The sequence below is a fragment of the Psychrobacter sp. UBA6766 genome (assembly GCF_002453355.1).
Classification (GTDB): Bacteria; Pseudomonadota; Gammaproteobacteria; order Pseudomonadales; family Moraxellaceae; genus Psychrobacter.
In genome coordinates, this window is record NZ_DKGQ01000057.1 from 120680 (window position 1) to 141670 (window position 20991).

General features: G+C 42.9%; 14 protein-coding genes and 1 pseudogene. 5 read left to right on the forward strand and 10 right to left on the reverse strand.

The window, feature by feature from the left end:
• Positions 1–271: 271 nt before the first annotated feature.
• Positions 272–1726 carry an imelysin family protein gene (locus B4K26_RS12700; protein ID WP_296245890.1) on the reverse strand — a complete coding sequence of 485 codons (1455 nt, stop codon included), beginning with the start codon at positions 1724–1726 and terminating at the stop codon, positions 272–274.
• A gap of 273 nt (positions 1727–1999) precedes the next feature.
• Positions 2000–2653, reverse strand: a complete 654-nt coding sequence (locus tag B4K26_RS12705; RefSeq protein WP_296245891.1) for an OmpA family protein — start codon at positions 2651–2653, stop codon at positions 2000–2002.
• A 499-nt stretch (positions 2654–3152) separates the two neighbouring features.
• Between B4K26_RS12705 and B4K26_RS12710 the strand changes: the two genes are divergently transcribed.
• The 5 genes from B4K26_RS12710 (at position 3153) to minE (ending at position 8001) form a co-directional block, all read left to right on the forward strand.
• Entirely contained in the window at positions 3153–4121 is a 969-nt protein-coding gene (locus B4K26_RS12710) for an acyltransferase (protein ID WP_296245892.1), read from the forward strand.
• 265 nt (positions 4122–4386) lie between these two features.
• Positions 4387–5481 carry a hypothetical protein gene (locus B4K26_RS12715; protein WP_409521365.1) on the forward strand — a complete coding sequence of 365 codons (1095 nt, stop codon included), beginning with the start codon at positions 4387–4389 and terminating at the stop codon, positions 5479–5481.
• A gap of 109 nt (positions 5482–5590) precedes the next feature.
• Positions 5591–6469, forward strand: a complete 879-nt coding sequence (minC, locus tag B4K26_RS12720) for a septum site-determining protein MinC (protein ID WP_296245894.1) — start codon at positions 5591–5593, stop codon at positions 6467–6469.
• A gap of 426 nt (positions 6470–6895) precedes the next feature.
• Positions 6896–7711 carry a septum site-determining protein MinD gene (gene minD / locus B4K26_RS12725; protein WP_296245895.1) on the forward strand — a complete coding sequence of 272 codons (816 nt, stop codon included), beginning with the start codon at positions 6896–6898 and terminating at the stop codon, positions 7709–7711.
• Complete coding sequence (minE, locus tag B4K26_RS12730; RefSeq protein WP_296245896.1) at positions 7711–8001, forward strand: cell division topological specificity factor MinE; 291 nt, start codon at positions 7711–7713, stop codon at positions 7999–8001. Before minD ends, minE begins: the two co-directional genes overlap by 1 nt.
• A gap of 102 nt (positions 8002–8103) precedes the next feature.
• On the opposite strand, the gene B4K26_RS12735 is transcribed toward minE, so the two are convergent.
• The 8 genes and pseudogenes from B4K26_RS12735 to B4K26_RS12770 form a co-directional block, all read right to left on the reverse strand.
• Positions 8104–8631 carry a cytochrome b gene (locus B4K26_RS12735; protein ID WP_296245897.1) on the reverse strand — a complete coding sequence of 176 codons (528 nt, stop codon included), beginning with the start codon at positions 8629–8631 and terminating at the stop codon, positions 8104–8106.
• Positions 8632–8812: 181 nt separating this feature from the next.
• Positions 8813–9316, reverse strand: coding sequence for a hypothetical protein (locus B4K26_RS12740; protein WP_296245898.1), 504 nt, complete (start codon positions 9314–9316; stop codon positions 8813–8815).
• On the reverse strand, positions 9313–10359 hold the full coding sequence (locus B4K26_RS12745; RefSeq protein WP_296245899.1) for a chemotaxis protein CheB: 1047 nt from the start codon (positions 10357–10359) through the stop codon (positions 9313–9315). The genes B4K26_RS12740 and B4K26_RS12745 overlap by 4 nt, the downstream gene beginning before the upstream one ends.
• Positions 10349–17353: an Hpt domain-containing protein gene (locus B4K26_RS12750; protein WP_296245900.1), complete on the reverse strand. Its 7005-nt coding sequence runs from the start codon at positions 17351–17353 to the stop codon at positions 10349–10351. Before B4K26_RS12750 ends, B4K26_RS12745 begins: the two co-directional genes overlap by 11 nt.
• Before the next feature lie 30 nt (positions 17354–17383).
• Positions 17384–18391, reverse strand: coding sequence for a CheR family methyltransferase (locus B4K26_RS12755; protein WP_296245901.1), 1008 nt, complete (start codon positions 18389–18391; stop codon positions 17384–17386).
• Positions 18392–18497: 106 nt separating this feature from the next.
• Positions 18498–19880 (reverse strand): annotated as a pseudogene (locus tag B4K26_RS12760) (methyl-accepting chemotaxis protein); the annotation flags it as partial.
• Between the two features lie 197 nt (positions 19881–20077).
• Positions 20078–20608: a chemotaxis protein CheW gene (locus B4K26_RS12765; RefSeq protein ID WP_296245902.1), complete on the reverse strand. Its 531-nt coding sequence runs from the start codon at positions 20606–20608 to the stop codon at positions 20078–20080.
• A gap of 3 nt (positions 20609–20611) precedes the next feature.
• Entirely contained in the window at positions 20612–20974 is a 363-nt protein-coding gene (locus B4K26_RS12770) for a response regulator (protein ID WP_296245903.1), read from the reverse strand.
• Positions 20975–20991 lie beyond the last annotated feature (17 nt).

Genomic DNA, 20991 nt, shown 5'->3' on the forward strand with positions numbered 1-20991 from the left:
ATTTTTTCACTTCTATTCGATAAGTATTTCTAGTCGATCATTATGTCACTTCGATAAATAATCGCTGCGCCTAACATCTTTGTCTATTCTATTGTGCTAAAAAAAAACACGCTGCCAACAGCGATCGACAGCGTGTATATTATACCTAAATTATTTTTCCATGAAAATAATTCTCATTCACTGATAACGACTCATCAGGCATATAAATACAGGCAATGAATAGCACTCTAAGTTTAAACAGTAAGCATTGCCTTAAACAGTAAGCGCTATCTTAAAACTGTGAGCCTGCATCAGCATCTAGATTGTCGATGCCAACTGCTTTTGCCGCATTTTCGATCCCATCTGTTAGCTCTTGTAAACTCGTAATGCTGCTTTCAATCCAGCCGCGGCGTTTATTTTGCTCCTCAGCAGAGATACCATGCTTGCTGGCTTGACCTACCGTGGCAATCATTTGATCTACCTTGATGCCTTCTTTCTCGCCTTTTTCAACAATCACATTAAATGCCGCTTCTACTTTAGCAAAGTCAGCCACTAACTGATCAGCCGCTTCTTTATTGCCGGTATCGACAAGATAGTTCTTTAGTCCATAACCACCCACTGTTTTACCAGCGACAGTTTTGTAGCTGCCATTAAAAATATTTTGGATACCACGAGCATTATTAGCATAGCTCAAATGGGTCAAATCACTAAAGCATTCATGCTCATCTTCGGTAGAGCCAGTGACGAAAGCTACCTGAATACGTTCAGAGGCCAACTCACCAAGTGCTAAGCTGCCCATTTGATACATGATTTGACGTAGGCCGTTTTTGTCTTTACGTGCCATCATGTCGCTACGTAGGGTATTTTCGCTATCAGGTTGCCACTGAGCTTCCATCGCGGTTAAATCATCGACCAATAGCTGAGTGACCGCTTTTAAATACTGTCCACGGCGCTCGCAAATACTGGCATCGGTGTTTTTAGTTTCTCCGCTGGTGCATTCACCATCGGTAGTCATATAGTCGCTAACCGGACGATTACCTGCGCCTTCACCGACACCATTGGTATCTTGACCCCACAGCAGAAACTCAATCGCATGATAGCCCGTGGTGACATTGGCCTCGCTACCACCAATCTCATTCATCTCAGCCAGTAGTTCAGGTGTAATAGTACTCGTATCTTGCTTGACGCTACCAACCGTGATGCTGTCGCTATTGATAATATTGTCTTGACTGTTATATTCGCCTTCATAGTTGTCACTGACATAGTCAATCAATGCCTCATCAAGCGGCCAAGCATTTACCTGCCCTTCCCAACCATCCACACTACCAATCGCACGTTTATCATTAGCAGTCACAAAACCTTCATCAAAGCGAAACACCTCAGTCTGTGAATATGGCTGACGCGCGGCTTTATACGCCAATTTTGCGGCATCCAGATTGGCTTGAGTCGGCGTTTCTACATAAGTATTGACTGCCGTTTGTAACGTCTTGGCGGTTTCTAAAGCATCCTTGTAGGCAGCGTGCGCCATGTCCGCATAGCTAATCAATAAGCGATCGGTATGCGCCTGATCAGCAGCTGACGAGGTTTTGCTATCCGTGTTTTCTGCCGCTTTGACGTCAGCTTGCGTATCTGCCGTTGCGGTCTCATCAGACTGTTTGGTACATCCTGATACGAGCAGTATCCCTGCCAATGCAGCAGCTAAAGTAGTCGGTAAAATTTTACGGCTTGTCGCTGGGCTGTTATTCATACACGTCCTCGATGAAATATATTAAATAAGATGGCAAAAGATAAAATAGTAAAAGGGAGTTTAAAGAATGATAATTTCAACAAGGTAAAATCTAGTATTTATTTAAATCCTAATTAAATGCTGACAAAATTCAATCCCTGCAAATTATAATGTTATTGATAACTATTATCAAATATAATTTTTTGAATATTAGACACATTTTAAGCAAAAAAAAGACCAACTTTACGTCGGTCTCTTTTATATAATTCTAAATTACTAATGCACTGGCATCAATTAACGAACGCTACTTGGCGCATTAACGGTCAACTCAACACGGCGGTTTTGTTGACGGCCGTATTCAGAACTATTATCAGCAACTGGACGAGACTCGCCATAAGCAACTACATTAATACGGCTAGATGCTACACCGCGAGCACTTAGATAGTTTGCTACTGCATAAGCGCGATCACGTGATAATTTCATGTTATAAGAATCAGAACCTTTACTATCGGTATGACCGGCAATAGTAATAGTGTTCTGGTTATATTCATTCATTGTAGCCGCAAGTTTATCAAGCGTTGGTCTGAACGATGGGTTCAAAGACGCATCATCAAACGAGAATGTGATATTTCCTGGCATAACTAGATCAATATTACCATTTGCATTTGGCGTAACGGTCACGCCAGTGCCAGCCATTTGCTGCTCTAGCTGCTTCGCTTGACGCTCCATGTAGTAGCCTACGCCTGCACCCAATGCTGCACCGATAGCCGCATCACGACCAGTTTTGCTACCGCCCGTAGCTTTTGAAATAGCTGCGCCGCCTGCTGCACCCGCTAGTGTACCAATTGCTGCTTTATTTAAACGTTGTTGTCCAGTATTTGGATCAGTAGCACAACCACTTAAAGCCAAACCTGATGCCAACGCTGCAACCATTAATGTATTACGCATAATAAGTCCTCTTAAGTTAAAAAATTGAATATTAATAGATAAATTATGTTTTTTATAAATATTACTTATCGCAATTGCTTATCACAACGATATGTTAATAAACGCCTTTATTCGTTTACGCACACTTGTTGTCATTATGACAATTACCGTCTATTTATGTGTAATATTTTGTCACATCTATGTATGAAAAGTGCATAGGTGTTTATAGCTCATTGTTTATAAAAGCACCTTATTTGTTACCGCAAGTCACGTTTACAATCGTACACTCTAATTCTTTTCTGCTAAAATTGGCCAATAAAGCAGCTGGCGACAAAGATACTATAAAAGTATAAAGCCAAATAAAGATTGAACTTAAATAAGGGCTTATCTGCTATTAACGCTAAAAGTTTTAACCAATAAAAGAGCTTTTATAAGAAAGGTGACAGCCACTCGAAGGTTTTGCAAACAGTCGATTAAAAAAGCTTGAGAGATTAACGAAATAAATAGGAAGGGATTGGATATGCGCTTGAACGCTGCTATGCAAAAAATTCACGAACGGGCTCCAAAACTTGGCAAGGCAATGTCGCTTGTAACAGCCAGTGGCGTCATCGCTGCCAATAGCTTTGGGGGCAGCATTCCGTTATGGCTCATGGGCGTGGGTAAAATCATTACGGGTGCTCCTATCGCCGATAAAACAGTGATTAAGATTGCTGACCATTGGATTAGTAGCAATAATGCGCTGATCGATACTATTTTGCCCCGTAAAGACTGGCGTGTTGATTTGCCGGACGATGTACGTTTGGATGGTAAATATCTGCTCGTCAGCAACCATCAATCCTGGGTAGATACTAGTATCGTGCAGTACATCAGTGAAAAGCGCTTACCGCTGACGCGTTTCTTTACCAAGTTTGAGCTGATTTACATTCCTATCGTTGGGCAAGCATTTTACTTTTTAGACTTTCCAATGATGCGCCGGCACTCTAAAGAGGAGATCGCCAAAAACCCTGCCCTTAAAGGTAAAGATATCGAAGAAGCCAAGCGCGCTTGTGCATTATTAAAAGATAAGCCGTTTACCTTATTAAATTATTTGGAAGGCACACGCTTTACCCAAGAAAAACACGATAAGCAAAACTCCCCTTATACGCATCTATTAAAACCGCGCGCTGGCGGTTTATCACTAGCTATTAACGCTTTGGGCGCTAACATCGATGGTATCCTAGATATGACCATCGTTTATCCCGACGGCGTGCCGACCTATGGCGATTTATGGAAAGGCAATATCAAACGCTTGGGCGTTGATGTCCGTTATATCGACATACCCGAAGACCTGTTTGCTGGCATTCAAAACGGCGGCTATGAAAACGATGACACAATCAAAGCACGAATGTTTGATTGGGTCGAGCAAATTTGGCAGCAAAAAGACCAGCGCATTACAAAAATGCTTGCTGAATTTGATGAAAGAAAGGTCGCTCAAACATCAAACACTTAGAATAATATTCAAAACCCTCTCTTCTTTCAGTCGGCGAACTGGGCGACTGATTGTATATCAAAGTTTTTATGCAAAAAGATTTTATGCAAAAGGATTTTATATAAAAAGATAAGAGATAAAATACCAAATTATAATGGTTGATGGCTTGTTTTTTGGCATGATTCATTGATAATGTGAATAACCGTTAAAACTCGTTGCTTATTTGGTAGTGGTTGGCGCAAAGCGCTTCACTACTAAGCCATTTACTATTTAATAAGGTATGACTGTGCCCGCCTCTTCTACTACCAGCGCGCCTATAAAACCAACGCCCGCGCTCAATCAGTCCTTAGATTTATCGCATAGCCCGCCGCCAAAACCAAATCGTCCCAAGCCCAATCGCTTGAAGCTGACCTATGATATCGTGATGATTATTGCCATCAGTATTGATTTATTACTCATCAGTATCGATGCTATCTTGATGAGTAATTTTAGTAGCAATACGGCGCCGCGTTTAGCAATGAGCGAGACACTAAATTGGTATCGCAACCATGTCCATGATACGTTACGAACCGCAGGCGGCTTTTTTACCCTATTTTTGATTGCTGAGCTGCTGTTGCGCTGGGCGATTGCCATTAAACAAAAAATTTATTACCGCTGGTTTTTCTTCCCTTTTGTGCATTGGTATGAGGTATTGGGCTGTTTTCCGCAGCTGCGCGCGCTGCGTTTATTTCGCGCCGTGATTATCGGACGCCGCTTATATCAGCTGGGTTATCAGGTATTGCCGCAGCCATGGATTAATCGCATTAATTTTTATATCAATTTACTGTTAGAAGAGTTGTCTGATCGCGTCATCTTAACGACCGTTCAGAGCTTTCGCCAGCAGCTAACTGATCCTAAAATGCATAAGTCGTTTATCGATTCTACTATCGCGCGCAATCGCGATGAGATTGAAGCAGCATTGCTATCGCTACTGCGCACTGAACTCGCGCCAAAGCTGCAAGCATTAACCGAATCCTCGGGCGGCGGTGCTATGATTGCCACGGAAATGGGTAATGCGATTAAAGATGGGCTGGCCAATACGCCTGAGTTACGCCGCTATCTGCGTATGATTCCCATTGCCGGCACTTTAATTGAGTCTCAGCTCCAGCATGTCGGGCACAATATTGGCGAAAACGTGGTATATGCGCTGAATGAGCGCCTCCTTGATGCCGAACGTATCGATGCTTTAATGGTTGCTATCGCCAGCGGCGTCTCTCAAATCGATACTAATAACAGCGCACTTGATACGTTAATCGCAAGCATCATCGCTGATGGTTTAGATGAATTTGAAGCTCAAATAAAGGTCCAGCAATGGAAGCATCAGGACATGCTCAATTTATAATGTTTTTAATAAGAACCAGATTTTTCGATAATCATACTTTGATGCTATATGCCGAGGCAAAAACGGCATCGTGAACACCGCAACACGACCATTTTTGAGGATTTATATTATGACGATTTCAGACAATAATCAGCAGGCGCTTGACTCCCCTAACACGCCAGCTTTGGCATTTTACGGTAAGATGTTGACCTTTTCGCGGCTACAGTTTAGCACCGATGATTTTGTGGCGATTACCAGCCAGCTTGAGACCACTCTGAGCCATAAAAATAGCAATATCCCTGTATTGATTGACAGTGAGGTTGAGCAAGATTTATCGGCATTGGTAGAACTGCTTTGGTCGTGGGGTCTGCAACCTATTGGCGTGGTCACGGGATTACTTGACAATCAAGCACATGAGCTGCGCTTGGCGATATTCCCAGCAGATGGTAAACGTATCGAGCGTATTTTACCCAGTAAAAAAGCCACTGCTCAGCTAAGCCAAGTCGCCGCTTCTAAGGACAGCGCACAAACGACACCTGCAAACGATTCTGTCAGTCCTACTACGGATAATATTGGCTCAGCTGTAAATAGCCAAGCTGCTGCCACTGCAGAGGTAAATGCAACGACTGAAACCACCTTGACGGCAGAAACGCTCATTAGCGCTGAGCATATTACCAGTCTTATTTATGATCAAATGCTACGCTCAGGGCAAAGTCTCAATCATGTCGGCGGTGATTTAATTTTAACCAACAGCGTCAATAGCGGCGCCGAAGCCATCACTGACAACAACTTGCACGTTTATGGCCGCGCCCAAGGACGATTGGTTGCAGGCGCAACGGGTGACAAAGACGCGCGTATTTTCTGCCAAGTATTTAATCCTTCTTTGGTATCAGTCGCTGGCACGTATTGCTTACGCGATAACCTACCTGAGCACGTGATTGATAAATCCGTTGAAGTGCGTTATTTAGAAGGTCAAGGCTTGGTCTTTACCGTCATGGACGATGCTTAGGTTTTATCTGGCAATTCTATGACTCAGAGACTCAATGCAATCACGGTTAACTTAAAGGAATTCAAGGAATTCAGCGATAAACACTAAGTGGCATCTAAACATCATGGTTAATATTATAGTAAGTTTATTTAACAAAATTGCGCTATGATGAATTTTTAGCTCTGCCACTATTTACCAGCCTATTTTTGCTACTGTGAGCGTTGACATTGAATAGCTATTTAACAGGTTACAGAGCTGGCATAAATTCTTATAGCGGCTGTTTTTTATGCTTAAATACAGACTGGCTATAAGTTTTTGTATATGTATGCTAGGCTTACGCTCGCAGATAGCATATATACGCTAGGTAAACGACGAATAATTGTGCTACTTTATATCTATACTGTTTCATCTAATAAATATCCCATTAATTCATAGGAGTGTGCCATTGTGGCGAAGATTGTTGTAATCACTTCGGGTAAAGGCGGTGTGGGCAAAACCACGACCAGCGCTTCTTTTGCTGCCGGTTTAGCATTACGTGGCTATAAGACGGTTGTTATCGATTTTGATGTAGGGTTACGTAATCTGGACTTGATTATGGGCTGCGAAAATCGAATTGTTTATGACTTTGTCGATGTTATCAATGGTAATGCACGCTTATCCCAAGCGCTGGTAAAAGACAAGCAACTAGAAAATTTATATATTCTACCTGCCAGTCAAACGCGAGATAAAGATGCGTTAACAGACGAAGGCGTGGCAGAAGTCATGGATGAGCTATCCAAGCAGTTTGACTATATTATCTGTGACTCGCCTGCTGGTATCGAGCGCGGTGCACAGCTTGCGATGTATCATGCTGATGAAGCGATTATTGTCACCAATCCTGAAATCTCTTCAGTACGTGACTCGGACCGTATTATTGGTATCTTGCAAAGCCAAACCAAAAAAGTGGCTGAAGATCAAGGGACTGTACGTGAGCATCTCATCATTACTCGCTATAATGCAGATCGCGCAGCTGCTAACGAGATGATGGATATTAATACTATCTCTAACGATATTCTAAAGGTACCGTTACTGGGTGTGGTTCCTGAAAGCCATTCAGTGCTTGAAGCGTCTAATCACGGTGAGCCGGTGATTCATTATACCGACTCTGTCGCCGGACAGTGTTACGACGATATCGTTGCCCGTTTCTTAGGGGAAGAGCGTCCATTACGTCACATTGATGTGAAGAAGAAAAGCCTGTTACAGCGCTGGTTTGGAGGTCAATAATGAGTAAGAAAAAAGGATTTTGGAGTAGCCTATTCGGCACTGATGACAGCAGTAATACGGGTAGTGCCAATATGGCAACTGAGCGTCTAAAAGTCATCGTTGCAAGCGAAAATCGCTTGAATAATCGTTTGACTGCCGACCGTATTGAAAAAATGAAACGTGAAATACTAGAAGTGGTTAATAAGTACGTCAACGGCGTTCAGATTGATGATGTCAATATCAATCACCGCTCTGAAGATAGCCTAGACGTGCTTGAGATGAATATCAGTTTACCTGAACATAAAAAGTAGACTGACTAACTTTATATTTATACAGTTCTGATTACCCAAAAAAGCCCTAAGAATTAGACTTAGGGCTTTTTTCTGTGCGCATTTTTTCTTATCTTTAAGCCGCTATTTCATACGCGCCATAATATTGTCTTTTTTAATAAATTGATGGTATAAAGCAGCGCCAATATGAAGCACAGTGAAAGCGATAATCATCGGCCACAAAATATCGGTATGCCAGTCATTAAAAAGCCGTGCCAAACCTCTATCTGGGGTAACAAAAACGGGGATTTGAAATAAGCCAAAAACGTCAACCGCTCGGCCACCGTAAACAGTCATGAGTAGCCCTGCAATGGGCATAGCAATTAATAAAACATATAAAACAAAGTGTGATAGATGTGATAGGAGTGTTTGCCATCTTGGCATCACAACTGCTGGTGGCACTTTAGTAAATAGGCGACTGATCACGCGGGCAATCATCCAAAATAACAAACTGATCCCAAATGCTTTGTGCAAACCGATATAGACCTTGCCATCAAGATTGTCATATAGAAGTATCATAATCCAAGTGATCAGTAATAAAATGGCGCTAACCCAGTGAAAAATTCGACTAGCAACCGACCACCTTGTTAGATTTGAATGGACGTTATTCATAGTGTATTTTATCACCCTTATTGCTCATTGTGCCCATCGGTACTGGCTGATGTTCATGAAATAACCTGGATAAACAGCTATCGGCCGATAAAGAAGCGTTTTGACTGTTTATATCATGGCTAATAATTTTATCTTAGAGCTAACAATAAAGTCCATTATAAGAAGCATAACCATGAGCAAATTAACTGTCTAAGTCAACCAATTGGTGGGCGATTTTATCTAAATCTGGCACCAAGTAAAGCGTATTATCAATCATAACCGTTTGAAAGAGGTAGGATAGCACAACATCTTCTTGAACGCGCTGCTGATCAGTATCGATTTTGCGGTCTGTTTTGATAAAATGCTCAGGCAGATCGATATCTTTGACATCAGAGATACGCACCTGCAGTTGGCGCAGCTCTCCTGCCGTCTGTAGCGCGATGCGATGGGCGGCCGTATTCCCTTCCAAGACAATCATTTTTTCCGGCGTTTGATGGCGCGGCAATAGGTGAAATACGGCGACTTCTTGTTGTTGCCATTCATAATTCCATGTATGTTCGCTATACTCATCAACACTTAAAATCAGACTACTAGGAATAATCCAGTCAGGTTGGTCAACTGCTGGGACAATCGTTACGTCGAGCATACCATTATTAGTGGTTAATAAGCTTACGGCCTCAAACGAATGCTTTAAAATCTGTTTCATAAGTCGCTCACAATAAATGAATCCGAAGAGGCGTCCGCCGCCCTTTCAGCAATATAATTGGTAAGTTTTTCTGCTAACGCTTTGGGACTACCGACGAACTGACAATATTCTGAATCAATAATCGCCTGCGGCTGACTCGGACAAGCGCTTGAACTTGGGTCTTGCGCCCACAATTGACTGTCATTGTCTTGGATTAAGTCCAAATATTGCGAACCATCATTTCCCATCCCTGAGAAGATAATATTGATAAGCTCACTGCCATAAACATCACTGGTATTTTTCAAGATTTGACCGATAGCGGGCTTATAATCGCCCTCCCACGCCTGATCTATTAAGATAATACGACCAGTTGAATCGCAAACAATTTGTTTATCAATGGGCACAATAAAGCATTGGCCACCGCGCAAACGCTGTGAGGAGGTAATTAACCGACAGCGCCAGTCATTATGACGATTAAGTATGCGTGGCAGAGTACCTATCATCGTTTGGTTAAAATGATGGGCCAATAAAATACTCACAGGTAGCGCAGGCGATAGGTGATCTAAAAATTCTTTGACTGCGCTAGGACCACCCATTGAAGCGCCTAAAAACACCACATAACGCCAATCATCGGTTCCATTTTTATAAGTAGTATTCTTATAAGTAGGACTACCTACTGCACTATTTAATAGAGGTAGCGCCAGCATTTGGGCAAGCTTACGCTTGAGTTTACGCTGCCATTTGGCATATTGCTGGGCTTCATTAAGATAAGGGGCTTGACTAAATCCTACTAACACGGCGGCAGCTTTAGAGGCTGTCGTCGTCGCTGTTGCCATATGATCGTCATAATCGCCGTCTATGAGCCAAATATCGATAGCCGCTGCATAGCCATTCAGCTTATCTTGCAACTGTACCCGTGATACGCAGTCAATCAGCTGAAAACCACAACTGCGCACAGTATCTGAAAAAGCCATGCGCTGATGATGGTCCTCTGCGACAACCAATACCTTGATATCACTTTTATGCTTATCTTTTAGCGCCAAGGCATGAACATTATCCTTCATGGACTAAGTTAGCCTCTATACCCAACAACACTTGGATTTTATTAAGAAGCTGGCTTTCTTGGAAGGGTTTGCCCATGTAGTCATTGACTCCAATCTCAAATGCTCGTTCACGATGCTTTTCACCGGTTCGTGAGGTAATCATAACAATAGGTAAATGTTGCAGACGTCTATTATGGCGGACTTGTGTTGCGACTTCGAAACCATCCATCCGCGGCATTTCAATATCAAGTAGCATTAAATCTGGTGTCGCTTCTTGTAGAATCTCAAGCGCATCGATACCATCTTTGGCAAGTACCACATTGAAACCTTGACGCTCCAAGAAACGTGAGGTGACTTTGCGGACTGTGACTGAGTCATCGACGACCAAAATAGTGGTTTTAGATTCTGAACTGCTACGGATACCGATAACAGGTTTTGTTATTTCCTTCATCAAAGCGGTATTTCGCATCAACGCGATTAAATCAAGAATAAGCATTACTGAGCCGTCACCCATGATTGTCGCAGCTGAGATACCTGATAAGTTTGAGAATTGTTGCCCTAAAGGTTTTACTACGACTTCAATACGTGATCCTGCAATCTGATCAACCTGTAGCGCCATGTTTTGTCCACTACGGTTTTTAATGATAATGAGCGGAACGCTCGTATTGGTATTAACGACCAGCTCATTGAGTTTATTACCAGATAAAATCTCGTTTAAATAACGGACGCGATAATCGGTACCTTCAAAGTTAAGTGTGGTCGCACCTGATTGATAATAATCATAAATTTTTTCTGGATTGATACGTACCACACGCTCAATCTGCACCAATGGTATCGCATAATACCGGTCTGCTGCGCGAACCACCAAAGCATCAGAGACGGCAACTGTCAGCGGCACGCGCATCGTAAAGCGGGAGCCTTTACCAAGCTCTGAGACCACCGATACCGACCCGCCTAATTGGCGAATTTCACTGATCACGACATCCATACCGACACCGCGACCTGATATTTGCGTTACCTGTTTACTGGTACTTAAACCGGCATTAAAGATATACTGCATGATATCAAGGTCGCTTAAACTGGTATCTTTTGCGTCAATCAAACCTTGAGAAATGGCTTTATTACGTACCGCTTCTACATCAATGCCGCGTCCATCATCGGTTAACTGGATGACGATTTCACTACCTTCACGCAGTACTTCTAAAGTAATCTGACCACTACGCTCTTTGCCCGCTTCTAGGCGCGTGGCAACAGTTTCAATCCCGTGATCGACAGCGTTTCGTAACATGTGCTCAAGCGGCGAGGTAATGCGCTCTAGGATGGTTCTATCCATCTCGTCATCAGCATTGATAATCTTTAGCTCAACCGATTTGTTAAGCTCATTGGCCGTTTGGCGCACGATACGCTCAAGCCTTGGCGTCAGGCGCGTAAACGATACCATTCGCGAATTCATCAAACCATCTTGAAGCTCAGTTTGCGTCCGCGATAATTGCAGTAATAGACTTTCACTATCGCGCATCTTTTCAAGTAAAGTATGATTGATATCGACCAAATCTGAGGCCGACTCTGTCAAAGATTTTGACAACTGATTTAGTGACGAATATTGATCCATCTCGAGAGGGTCAAAGCCTTCATGGTTGACTAATTCGTCATCGATCTGCGATAAAATCTGCGCCTCGAGCTCAATCTCCATCCGGCGCAACTGATCTGCCAAACGCTGTACAGTTGTGCCCATCTCTTCAATACTAGTAGTCAAACTACTCATGCCCATGTCGATACGAGCGCGGTTAATCGCCGACTCGCCCGATAAATTAATCATATGCTCAATCAGGCCACTTGATATACGAATCATCTCACTGTTGCTGGCGTTGTGTTCTTGCTCAGCCGTGTCTACTACCATCAGTGGCATCTCACTAATATCCTTTTGGATATAGGTTGATTCTTGCTTTTCTTTCGCCATTAAAATAGCGTCACGCTGCGGCTGCAATAACTCTTTCGGAATGTGCTTTAAGCTATCAGGATTTTTACTAAATTGCTGCAGCGATTCAATTAGCAAGTCCGGCGTTGGTGGATTCACCTGTTGCGCGAGAATAAACACGGCATCTGCCAGCCAGTCATGGCAAGCTACTAATAGCTCTAAGACTTTTTTGGTAGCAGGACGGCGGCGATCAATAAAATCGGTATAAACGGATTCCATTTCATGCGCAAGATCGGCGATACCGCTTGCGGTGACCATCCGCGCGCCACCTTTTAGAGTGTGTAAGTCGCGCTGTAACGCCTGCAGTGCGACCGTGTCGCCTGCATCACTTAAAAATGCTTGCAGATATTCATTGCGGTTGGTCAGCGCTTCGGCTTCTTCTAAAAACACCTCTAAAATATCAGGGTCAGGCAAGCCGTGCGCCCATGATTGTTGAATGATTCTATCTAAACTTAAAGTATCAGCAGTTTTTTCGATACGATGTGTATACTCATCTGCGAGGATTTGGGAATCAGAAGTAGCCTGATGTTTCGGCATCGGTACAATAAGTTCGACGGTTTTTGGTAACGCTGCCGCTTTTTCGAACTGCTGTAATTGCTCAATCAGTTCAGGGGTAAAAAATGATTGTTGATAACGGACAATATGCGCTACTTGCAATGACAACGTGTCTTGCACAACTTGCATAATTTCAAGCCACTGAGAATCTGGCACACGTCTTTCTTCGACAAACGCCTCGTAAATGCTCTCCGCCTCATGGGTTAAATCGCCAATACTACGAATTCCCGCCATTCGCGCCCCACCTTTGATGGTATGCAGGTGGCGTTGTAAGACTTTTAAGGTATTGATATTCTTAATATCAGAGCGCCATTTACTAAAGCTTTCATTTAGCGCATCATCAAGCTCTTGTGCCTCTTCTAAGAAAATTTCTAATAGCTCAATATCGGTATCGATAGTCTCAAGCGCAAGCTTAGGCGCCGCAATACTTTGCACTGTCACCTCATCTTCGGCGTCAACACTAGCTCGCGCATTAATATTAATGTCTATATTGCCATCAGCGCTCTCATCATTACTGTCGTCGCTTTGAGAAATATTTTGTAACTGCTCAAGGATTTGCTTGTCGATTTTTAACGAGGTGCTGGCTGCTAAAGCATCAAATAAACCGACCAATTGCGCGTGCCCAGCAAGTAAAGCTGCCTGAATCTCAGTATCAGCAGACTTTTTAGGATGTTGACTTAAATAAGCATAAGCATTGCCTAACTCATTGAGAACGGTAGTAAATTTTGGAAACGCTTGTGCCTTGCTGGTTAGGTATTTTATCTGTGAAATTTGCTGCGCTATATAAGCCTGAGCTTGTGCATCGTCTGAATTGTTAAAGACGGCTTCTAGCTGCCATTCAGCATCCAGTAATTCATTGATGTGATCATCCAACAATTGATTTATCGTTGGCCTATCATCGACTGGGTTTTCGCTATCGCTAATATGATACTGCTCACCAAGCATGGCTTGTAAAGAGGCAATGTCTTGCTGACTTTGCATCTCTTCTAACGGAACATCTTGCTCCTGAACGTTTTGTTTGTCATTGTCTAGCTTATAATTGTCTAGATAGCCCTCAACAAGCGTCACAGACTGAGCGAGCGCCTTTAGATGTTGAGCATTCATTGGTGTATCTTGCTGCTGTAGAAGCTCTAAACTTTGCTCTATGGTCGCGCCGACCTCACTAATTGCTGCCAACGCGCTCGAGCCAGAAGCCGCCCTTAAGGTATGAAACGCGCGGACAATCTCATCACTCACAGTAATATAAGCCTCATCTTGATGGTGATGGACAAAGTCATTTACGCTTTCTAATAACTCTTCCGCTTCTTCAACAAAAATATCAAAAAAGGCTTGCTCTTCCTCGCTCCGAGGCGTCAAAACGATGGGCGCTTCTGCTATTTTCTCATTCATAGAATGAATCGTTTGTAACATGCTGTCAATATTGTTGTCACTGTCGACATTATCATAACCATTATCGCCAGCACGTTTCTTATCAGAGTTCTTATCATTAAAATTTTTATCATCAGAACTGTGAGCAGTGCTTGTATCATACTGTGATTCAGAGCTCATAAATAGTTGACTATGTAGCATACGGTAGCTGAATTCATCACCCAACTGTTTGCTGTAAGCCTGAGCACAAGCCACCCATAATGACACAATCGCAGGATAGTCTTGGCTGTCACTTTCAAAGGTAGTTAACAATGCTGGATAAGCTGCTAATACATCACCGATAAGTTGCTGTATATCTATAGAAGCTGCAATAGTATTGTCTAAAATACGGTTCAGCATGTTTTCTATCGACCACGCTAACTCAGCGCTATAATGAGCACCAACCATTCGACCCGAACCTTTTAAGGTATGAAAGCCGCGGCGAATGTCTGTGAGTTTGCTCAAGTCATTAGGAGTAAGCTGCCAATGCTCATACAGAGGACCAATTTCGTCCAAGACTTCATTGGCCTCTTCGATAAATATCTCTTTAATATCAGGATCTGCATCATTGGCATCCATCGGTAGCGGCTGAGCAGCTAACATAAATGGTTCTAATACAGCGGGTATTTCTAAATCTACTAATGAAGCGGAAAGCTCTTTTTCCGCTTCAAAAACTTCGTTAAAGGTGCTAATACTAACCGTTATATCTGAATTGTCTATTTGTTCAATGTCTAAAATTGCCTCATCCGACAACAGTTCTTCTTCTGATATCGCATTATTTTCTTCAATATTGTCTGTAGAAGAATTACCTTCAAACGCTTCTAAACCAGTATACATAGGTTGCTGGCTCATTAAATTGTTGCTTTGCAAGATAATAATGGCAGGATCAAAACTTGGCGGGTCCTGCGCTTCAAAATCACCCAACATCGCTGGCAGACATTCGGTAGTTTGGGTTACTAGCGCAACGACCTCATCTGTCACCGGTAATGTTTTGTCCAACAGACGATTGAGCAGATTTTCAATTGACCAGGCCATCTCACTAATACTAAAAGCCCCAACCATTCGTCCTGACCCTTTTAGGGTATGGAACGCTCTACGTACTTCAGTTAATGGCGTTAAGTCTTGCGCATCTTGTTGCCAAATTGGTAAAAAATCCTCTAAGTCAGCAACAACCTCTTCAACCTCTTCGATAAAAATATCACGAATATCTTCATCAACATCAAAGTTATCGGGCTTAAGCCCACTGCGAGCATTTGATAAAGCGGCGCTCTCTGTTTTATCACTATTGTTCGTACTGCTATCGTTAGCTGAATCAATGTTTTTACTATTAATAGGCGCAATCTCACCACTGTCATCATAGCGCAGTACATCATTTGTCACTTGTTTTTGAGTTAAAAAGGTATCATTAACCGTTTCAGGTGCCTCAATATAGCCACCAAGCAGCGCTGCTGCCTTATCGATATATGCGTTTGCCTTTGTTAGTAATGGTTGATCAAAGACTTGCTGAGCAAGATAGTCAAGTAGCAACTCAATAGAGGTCAAACCTTCTGCTAAGGCTTGGGTAACATCCCAGCTAAGTATTTCAATCTCATGGGTGTTTAGTTGGTCGAATATATCAGCTATTTTATTTGTGGCTTGGCGAATGGATGGCAGACCCATGCTATCGAAGGCAGCGCCAATTTTGGTAAAGTCCGCTGTGTCTGGCAATAGTTCTATGTGTTGGCGCTGAATATAATCGTTAAAGCCTTGTTTAACATCTTCGACAGCAATACGTAGCTCGCGCAACTCTTTATCGTTTGTGATAATTTGGTGGCTATTTTCTACTTGCAAGCTATCCAAGTTATCACTAGCAATAACTTCAGCTTTAGGAATAAAAGAAGCAGCGTCCCCTATCTTGCTTGAGATAATTTGTTCAGTATTGTAGATAGCATTATGTAATTCTTGGAGTTGCTGCTCAATTTGCCACTGCTCTTTTGACTGCTCTTTTATCACTTCATTGTGTGCAATTAAGTCACGTTCTATATCCGTTAGGATTGATGCCGCTTGTGAGGCAAATAATGTCCAACCTCGACTTTCTAGCTGATTGCTTATTTGTTGTAGTGGTTTAATTAGGGTTTTCGGTTTATCAAGACTAAAAATAAGAGTATCGATATCATTTAATATGCGCGGCAAAAAGCGCGTTTCTATATCCGGTTGCCATGCGCTGCGCAGTATAGACAGAGTATTCTCGCTATGTTTGGCAAGACTGCTGCTTTCGATATAAATACTTGTTACGAGGTTGTCGATAAGGCTCGGCGATACCTTACTTTGTTGGGCGCCGGACTCTATCAGCGCATCTAACTGACTTAATAGCGCCGCATAATACTTAGGCAGCGGAGTTTCATTATATGCAAGGTCATGCAACCAAATTTCAGTCAAATACCAAAGACGCTGCAAATCGCCATCTTGTGTCGTTTGCCATAAGTATTGACTGACCTTTTCCAAGATCGCCAGTATAGAAGGATTATTGGTATCAGCTGCGAGTAACGCTTGCACTTGTTGACGCCAAACCAATAATAGCTGCTGATACTGCTCATCATCCAAACTGACCACATCTATAATGGCTGGTATCACAATTTCAATAGGGTCATGATTAGCAACGCTAGCAGAACTGTTATCTTCAGAGTCTAAATAAGCATCAAGATGATCGGTCGCTATATCATAACGTGCTAAGACTTGCGTCAGCTCAGCTGATGTTTTATTTATCAAAGCCCTGTGCTGATTACCCGTATGCGCATAGTAAATCAGCTCACGCGTAAGTAATCGATGCGCTACTTGACCAACATGGCTCGCATCGGCACAGAAGCTGTTTGCTTCTACTTCGGCTAGTAAACTAAGTTTAGTGGCCAAACTAGCCAATGTTGGCAAGTTAATCATGGTCAAGGCGCCACTAATCTGATGATAGCTCTGTACCATCTGCTCATAATCAGCGCTTTTTTCACCTAATTGCCAGCCATCAGCTATCTGTGATAATTGCTGACTAAACACTGGTAATAACCACTCAAGCGTCACCATGTTATTGGGCTGGTTTTTCATAAATTTATCCTAACTCGTCTAGGCGCTAATTTAGGCACTGATTTTTTGCCATGCGTTAATCTGTGGGTGCGCAATACGGCGCATGTTTGAAGGACGCCAAAATAACGCCTCACCTGGAGCCAATATAATATAACCACCCAACGCACACTGCTCTGATAGCCGCGCTAAGATGTCACGCTGATCAAACTTACGAAAATAGAGCAGCATGTTTTGGCAGACAATTACTTGTTGTAAATGCGGCGTTGGCGGTTTTTTATCGATAATGTTGTGTAAAGCAAAGTGTACATGCTGTTTTAACGTCGGCATAACCTGCCAGTGCTCACGAACTCTTTTTTCCGTATTTTCTTTAATAGCCACAGGAAGAAAGCGTAGTTCTTCAATGATGCTTGCTGGGCGCAATGGCTGGATAAACTGCTGACAATCTTGCGGAATTAAAGCCTGTTGATTTTTATCATACCGTCCTAGGCGTGCTTTTTTTAAAGCTTGCTGACTGACGTCAGTCCCTAATATGGTGTAATTAGCCAGCTGCTTTGTCGCCAAACTCATGGCCAGCGACCAAGTCTCTTGCCCACTAGCACAGCCTACGCTCCAAATACGAAATGTTTCATCAAGCTTAGTAGCCTTACTGTTATTAGTATGGTCGCTAGAGCTAGCAGTATGGTTACTAGAGCTGGCATTGATTAGCTGCGCTCGTTGATGCTGCAAAGCACACGCAGTGACAAATTTTATCGAAGGCAGATGCCGAAAAAAGCGGCTTTCATGAATCAGCACTTTATCCAATAATTGCTGACGCAGCTCATAGTTAATCGGTAGCTGATTCCATAATTGTGTGATGGTCAGACCATACAATAACGCCGTTTGACTGATTGCGTTGACCAACCACTTACGCTGAATAGGCGGTAATACAAAGCCAATCTCTTGCTCTATATAATTTTGCCACTGCTCGCTATCAAAAGCAGCATCATGCTTTAAAGCTTCGGCCGCTAAAGCGTCAGCTTTATTCATGATAAGGCTGTCTTTTTGAGTATGATTATTCACGTGACCCGCTATTAATAACCAATCGTTTTTACATACTATCCGAAATTATTTCATCAATCTCTAAATATTCATCGTCGATCAGCTCTTGATCCAACTGCTCATCATTATTAGAAATCTTGAAGCCTGTTACCGACTCCTGCAGTGCCGCCGCCATTTCGCTCAGCTCACCAATAGAACGCGCTGTTGCCATCGAACCTGATGAGGTTTGTGAGGTAATATCTTGAATGATATTCATCGTATGCGAGATATGACCGGCAGACTCGGCCTGTTGCATAGCCGCGTTAGAGATGTTTTGAATAAGATCAGCCAAAGTATTAGAAACGGTTTGCACCTCTTCTAGCGCCTCACCTGCATCTTTTGCCAAACGAGCACCACGAACCACTTCAGAGGTCGTTGATTCCATTGACATTACTGCTTCACTGGTATCGGCCTGAATGGTTTTTACTAGCGTTTCAATCTGTTTGGTTGCGTTTGCTGAACGCTCAGCCAGACGTTGAACTTCGTCGGCAACCACCGCAAAGCCTCGACCGGCTTCCCCTGCCATCGACGCCTGAATCGCAGCATTCAACGCCAAAACGTTGGTTTGGTCAGCAATATCGTTAATCAGACCAACGATATCACCAATCTCTTGCGAAGATTCACCCAAGCGTTTGATACGTTTTGAGGTCTCTTGAATCTGATCTCGAATAACGTTCATACCTTCAATTGAGCGTTGTACCACTTCTGCACCATTGTAGGCAATGGCAACTGAACGCTGTGCAACCGTTGCTGATTCTGAAGCGTTATTGGATACTTGGTCGATCGATACCGTCATCTCATTAATGGCCGCTGATACCCCAGCGATTTCTTGTGCTTGGTGCTCAGATGCCTCAGCAAGTTCAACCGCGTTCATCTGCGTTTGCTCTGACGACTGCGAAACGCGCTCCGCGGTACTGTTGATGACTAGTACCAACTGACGTAATTGGTCAATCGCAAAGTTAACAGAGTCAGCAATCGCGCCAGTAAAATCTTCTGATACGGTCGCATTTACCGTCAAGTCACCATCTGCTAAATCGCCCAGCTCATCAAGTAAGCGTAAAATTGCAATCTGGTTTCGCTCATTCTCTTCTTGGATTTGACGAGCGCGCTCAGATTCCGCTTCCGCTTCTTGACGACGGCGTAAGGTTTCTTTTTCAATAAGCAAACGTTCTGAGCCGCCACGTTGTTTTAGTAACTGGTATAAAGCAAATAATGCACCAACTACCCCTAAAACAAAGACAATCATTGGTAATATGACTGACTGATTAAAATCCGTTAAATACTGACTGACCGATGATAATGAACTGACCAGCCAAAACAGGCAAGCCACACTCACTAAAGCACAAAGCCCTAATAATAGCTTCCATTTACTATTAACATCTGTCGTTGTTTTATTCGTACCAGCTACAGGGCTGCTTATAACATCACTCATCGTGCCTATTCCTTTCAAACAATCATCAAAGTCGTGTCGTGACTGACTCTGAAATCATATTGCTATCAAAACAACAGTGATTCACAAAGCCGGTATGAATGCTGACATATCATCGAACCATGTCAGCCTTTGTTCTTCTATCGTTTTAACCAATGTCGCTTTAACAAAAACAGTTGTTTGTTAGAGCGGTTAATTTACCCGAAGCAGTTATTTATTAAAGAACTTTATGCTTAGGTTTATATGGCGGCATCGATATATTGCAAATCCTGTGCCAGTAAGCTTGGCATGAATACATACCAATCTTGCTCATCTTTAAAAAACTTGCCGTGGTTATAAGGCGCAAACGGTGAGCTAGGCTCAAGCGCTTCTGCACGGTATTGGTCTTGAGTAAATTGCTCAATACCAAGCACCTGATCGACCAGCAGTCCTGAAAACATATTATGATAATCAATAACAATGACTTTACGCTGGCTCATTTGCGATAATCGGCTGGGCACTTGTAAGAACCGAGACAAATCGGTTAATGGTAACAAGCGCCCACGAATGTTGGCGATGCCGAGCATCCAAGGCTTTACTAAAGGTAAGCTGGTATATTCTGGCATGGAGAGTACTTCTGATACTTGGCCCATCGGCGCCACTAAACGCTGACCGCCAATTTCAAATACCACTCCTTGCCAATCAAACTCTTTTCCTCCGCGGCGATCACTTTTGCGCGCGCGTGCTAAGTCTGCTATGCGCAGCAGCTCAATAAATCCTCTGGATGCCACAAGCTACCCCATTACTTTGCGAATTATCTGGACCAGACCGCTTTCGTCAATTGGTTTAGTAATATACTCTTTAGCGCCTTGACGCTTGCCCCATACTCGATCGGTTTCTTGATTTTTGGTACTAATAATAATGATAGGAATATGAGACGTCGTTTTACCGCGTGTAATCTTACGGGTTGCCTGAAAACCATTCATCTCAGGCATCACTACATCCATTAGAATGACGTCTGGTAGATGATCGGCGGCCATCTGACAGCCTTGCTCTCCATTAGTCGCCTCTAATACTTGAAAGTTATTTTTAGAAAGCATGTCGCGAAATTTCGCCATCTCGGATGGCGAGTCGTCAATGACTAAAACAGTAGTCATAGGTATTTCCTTTATTT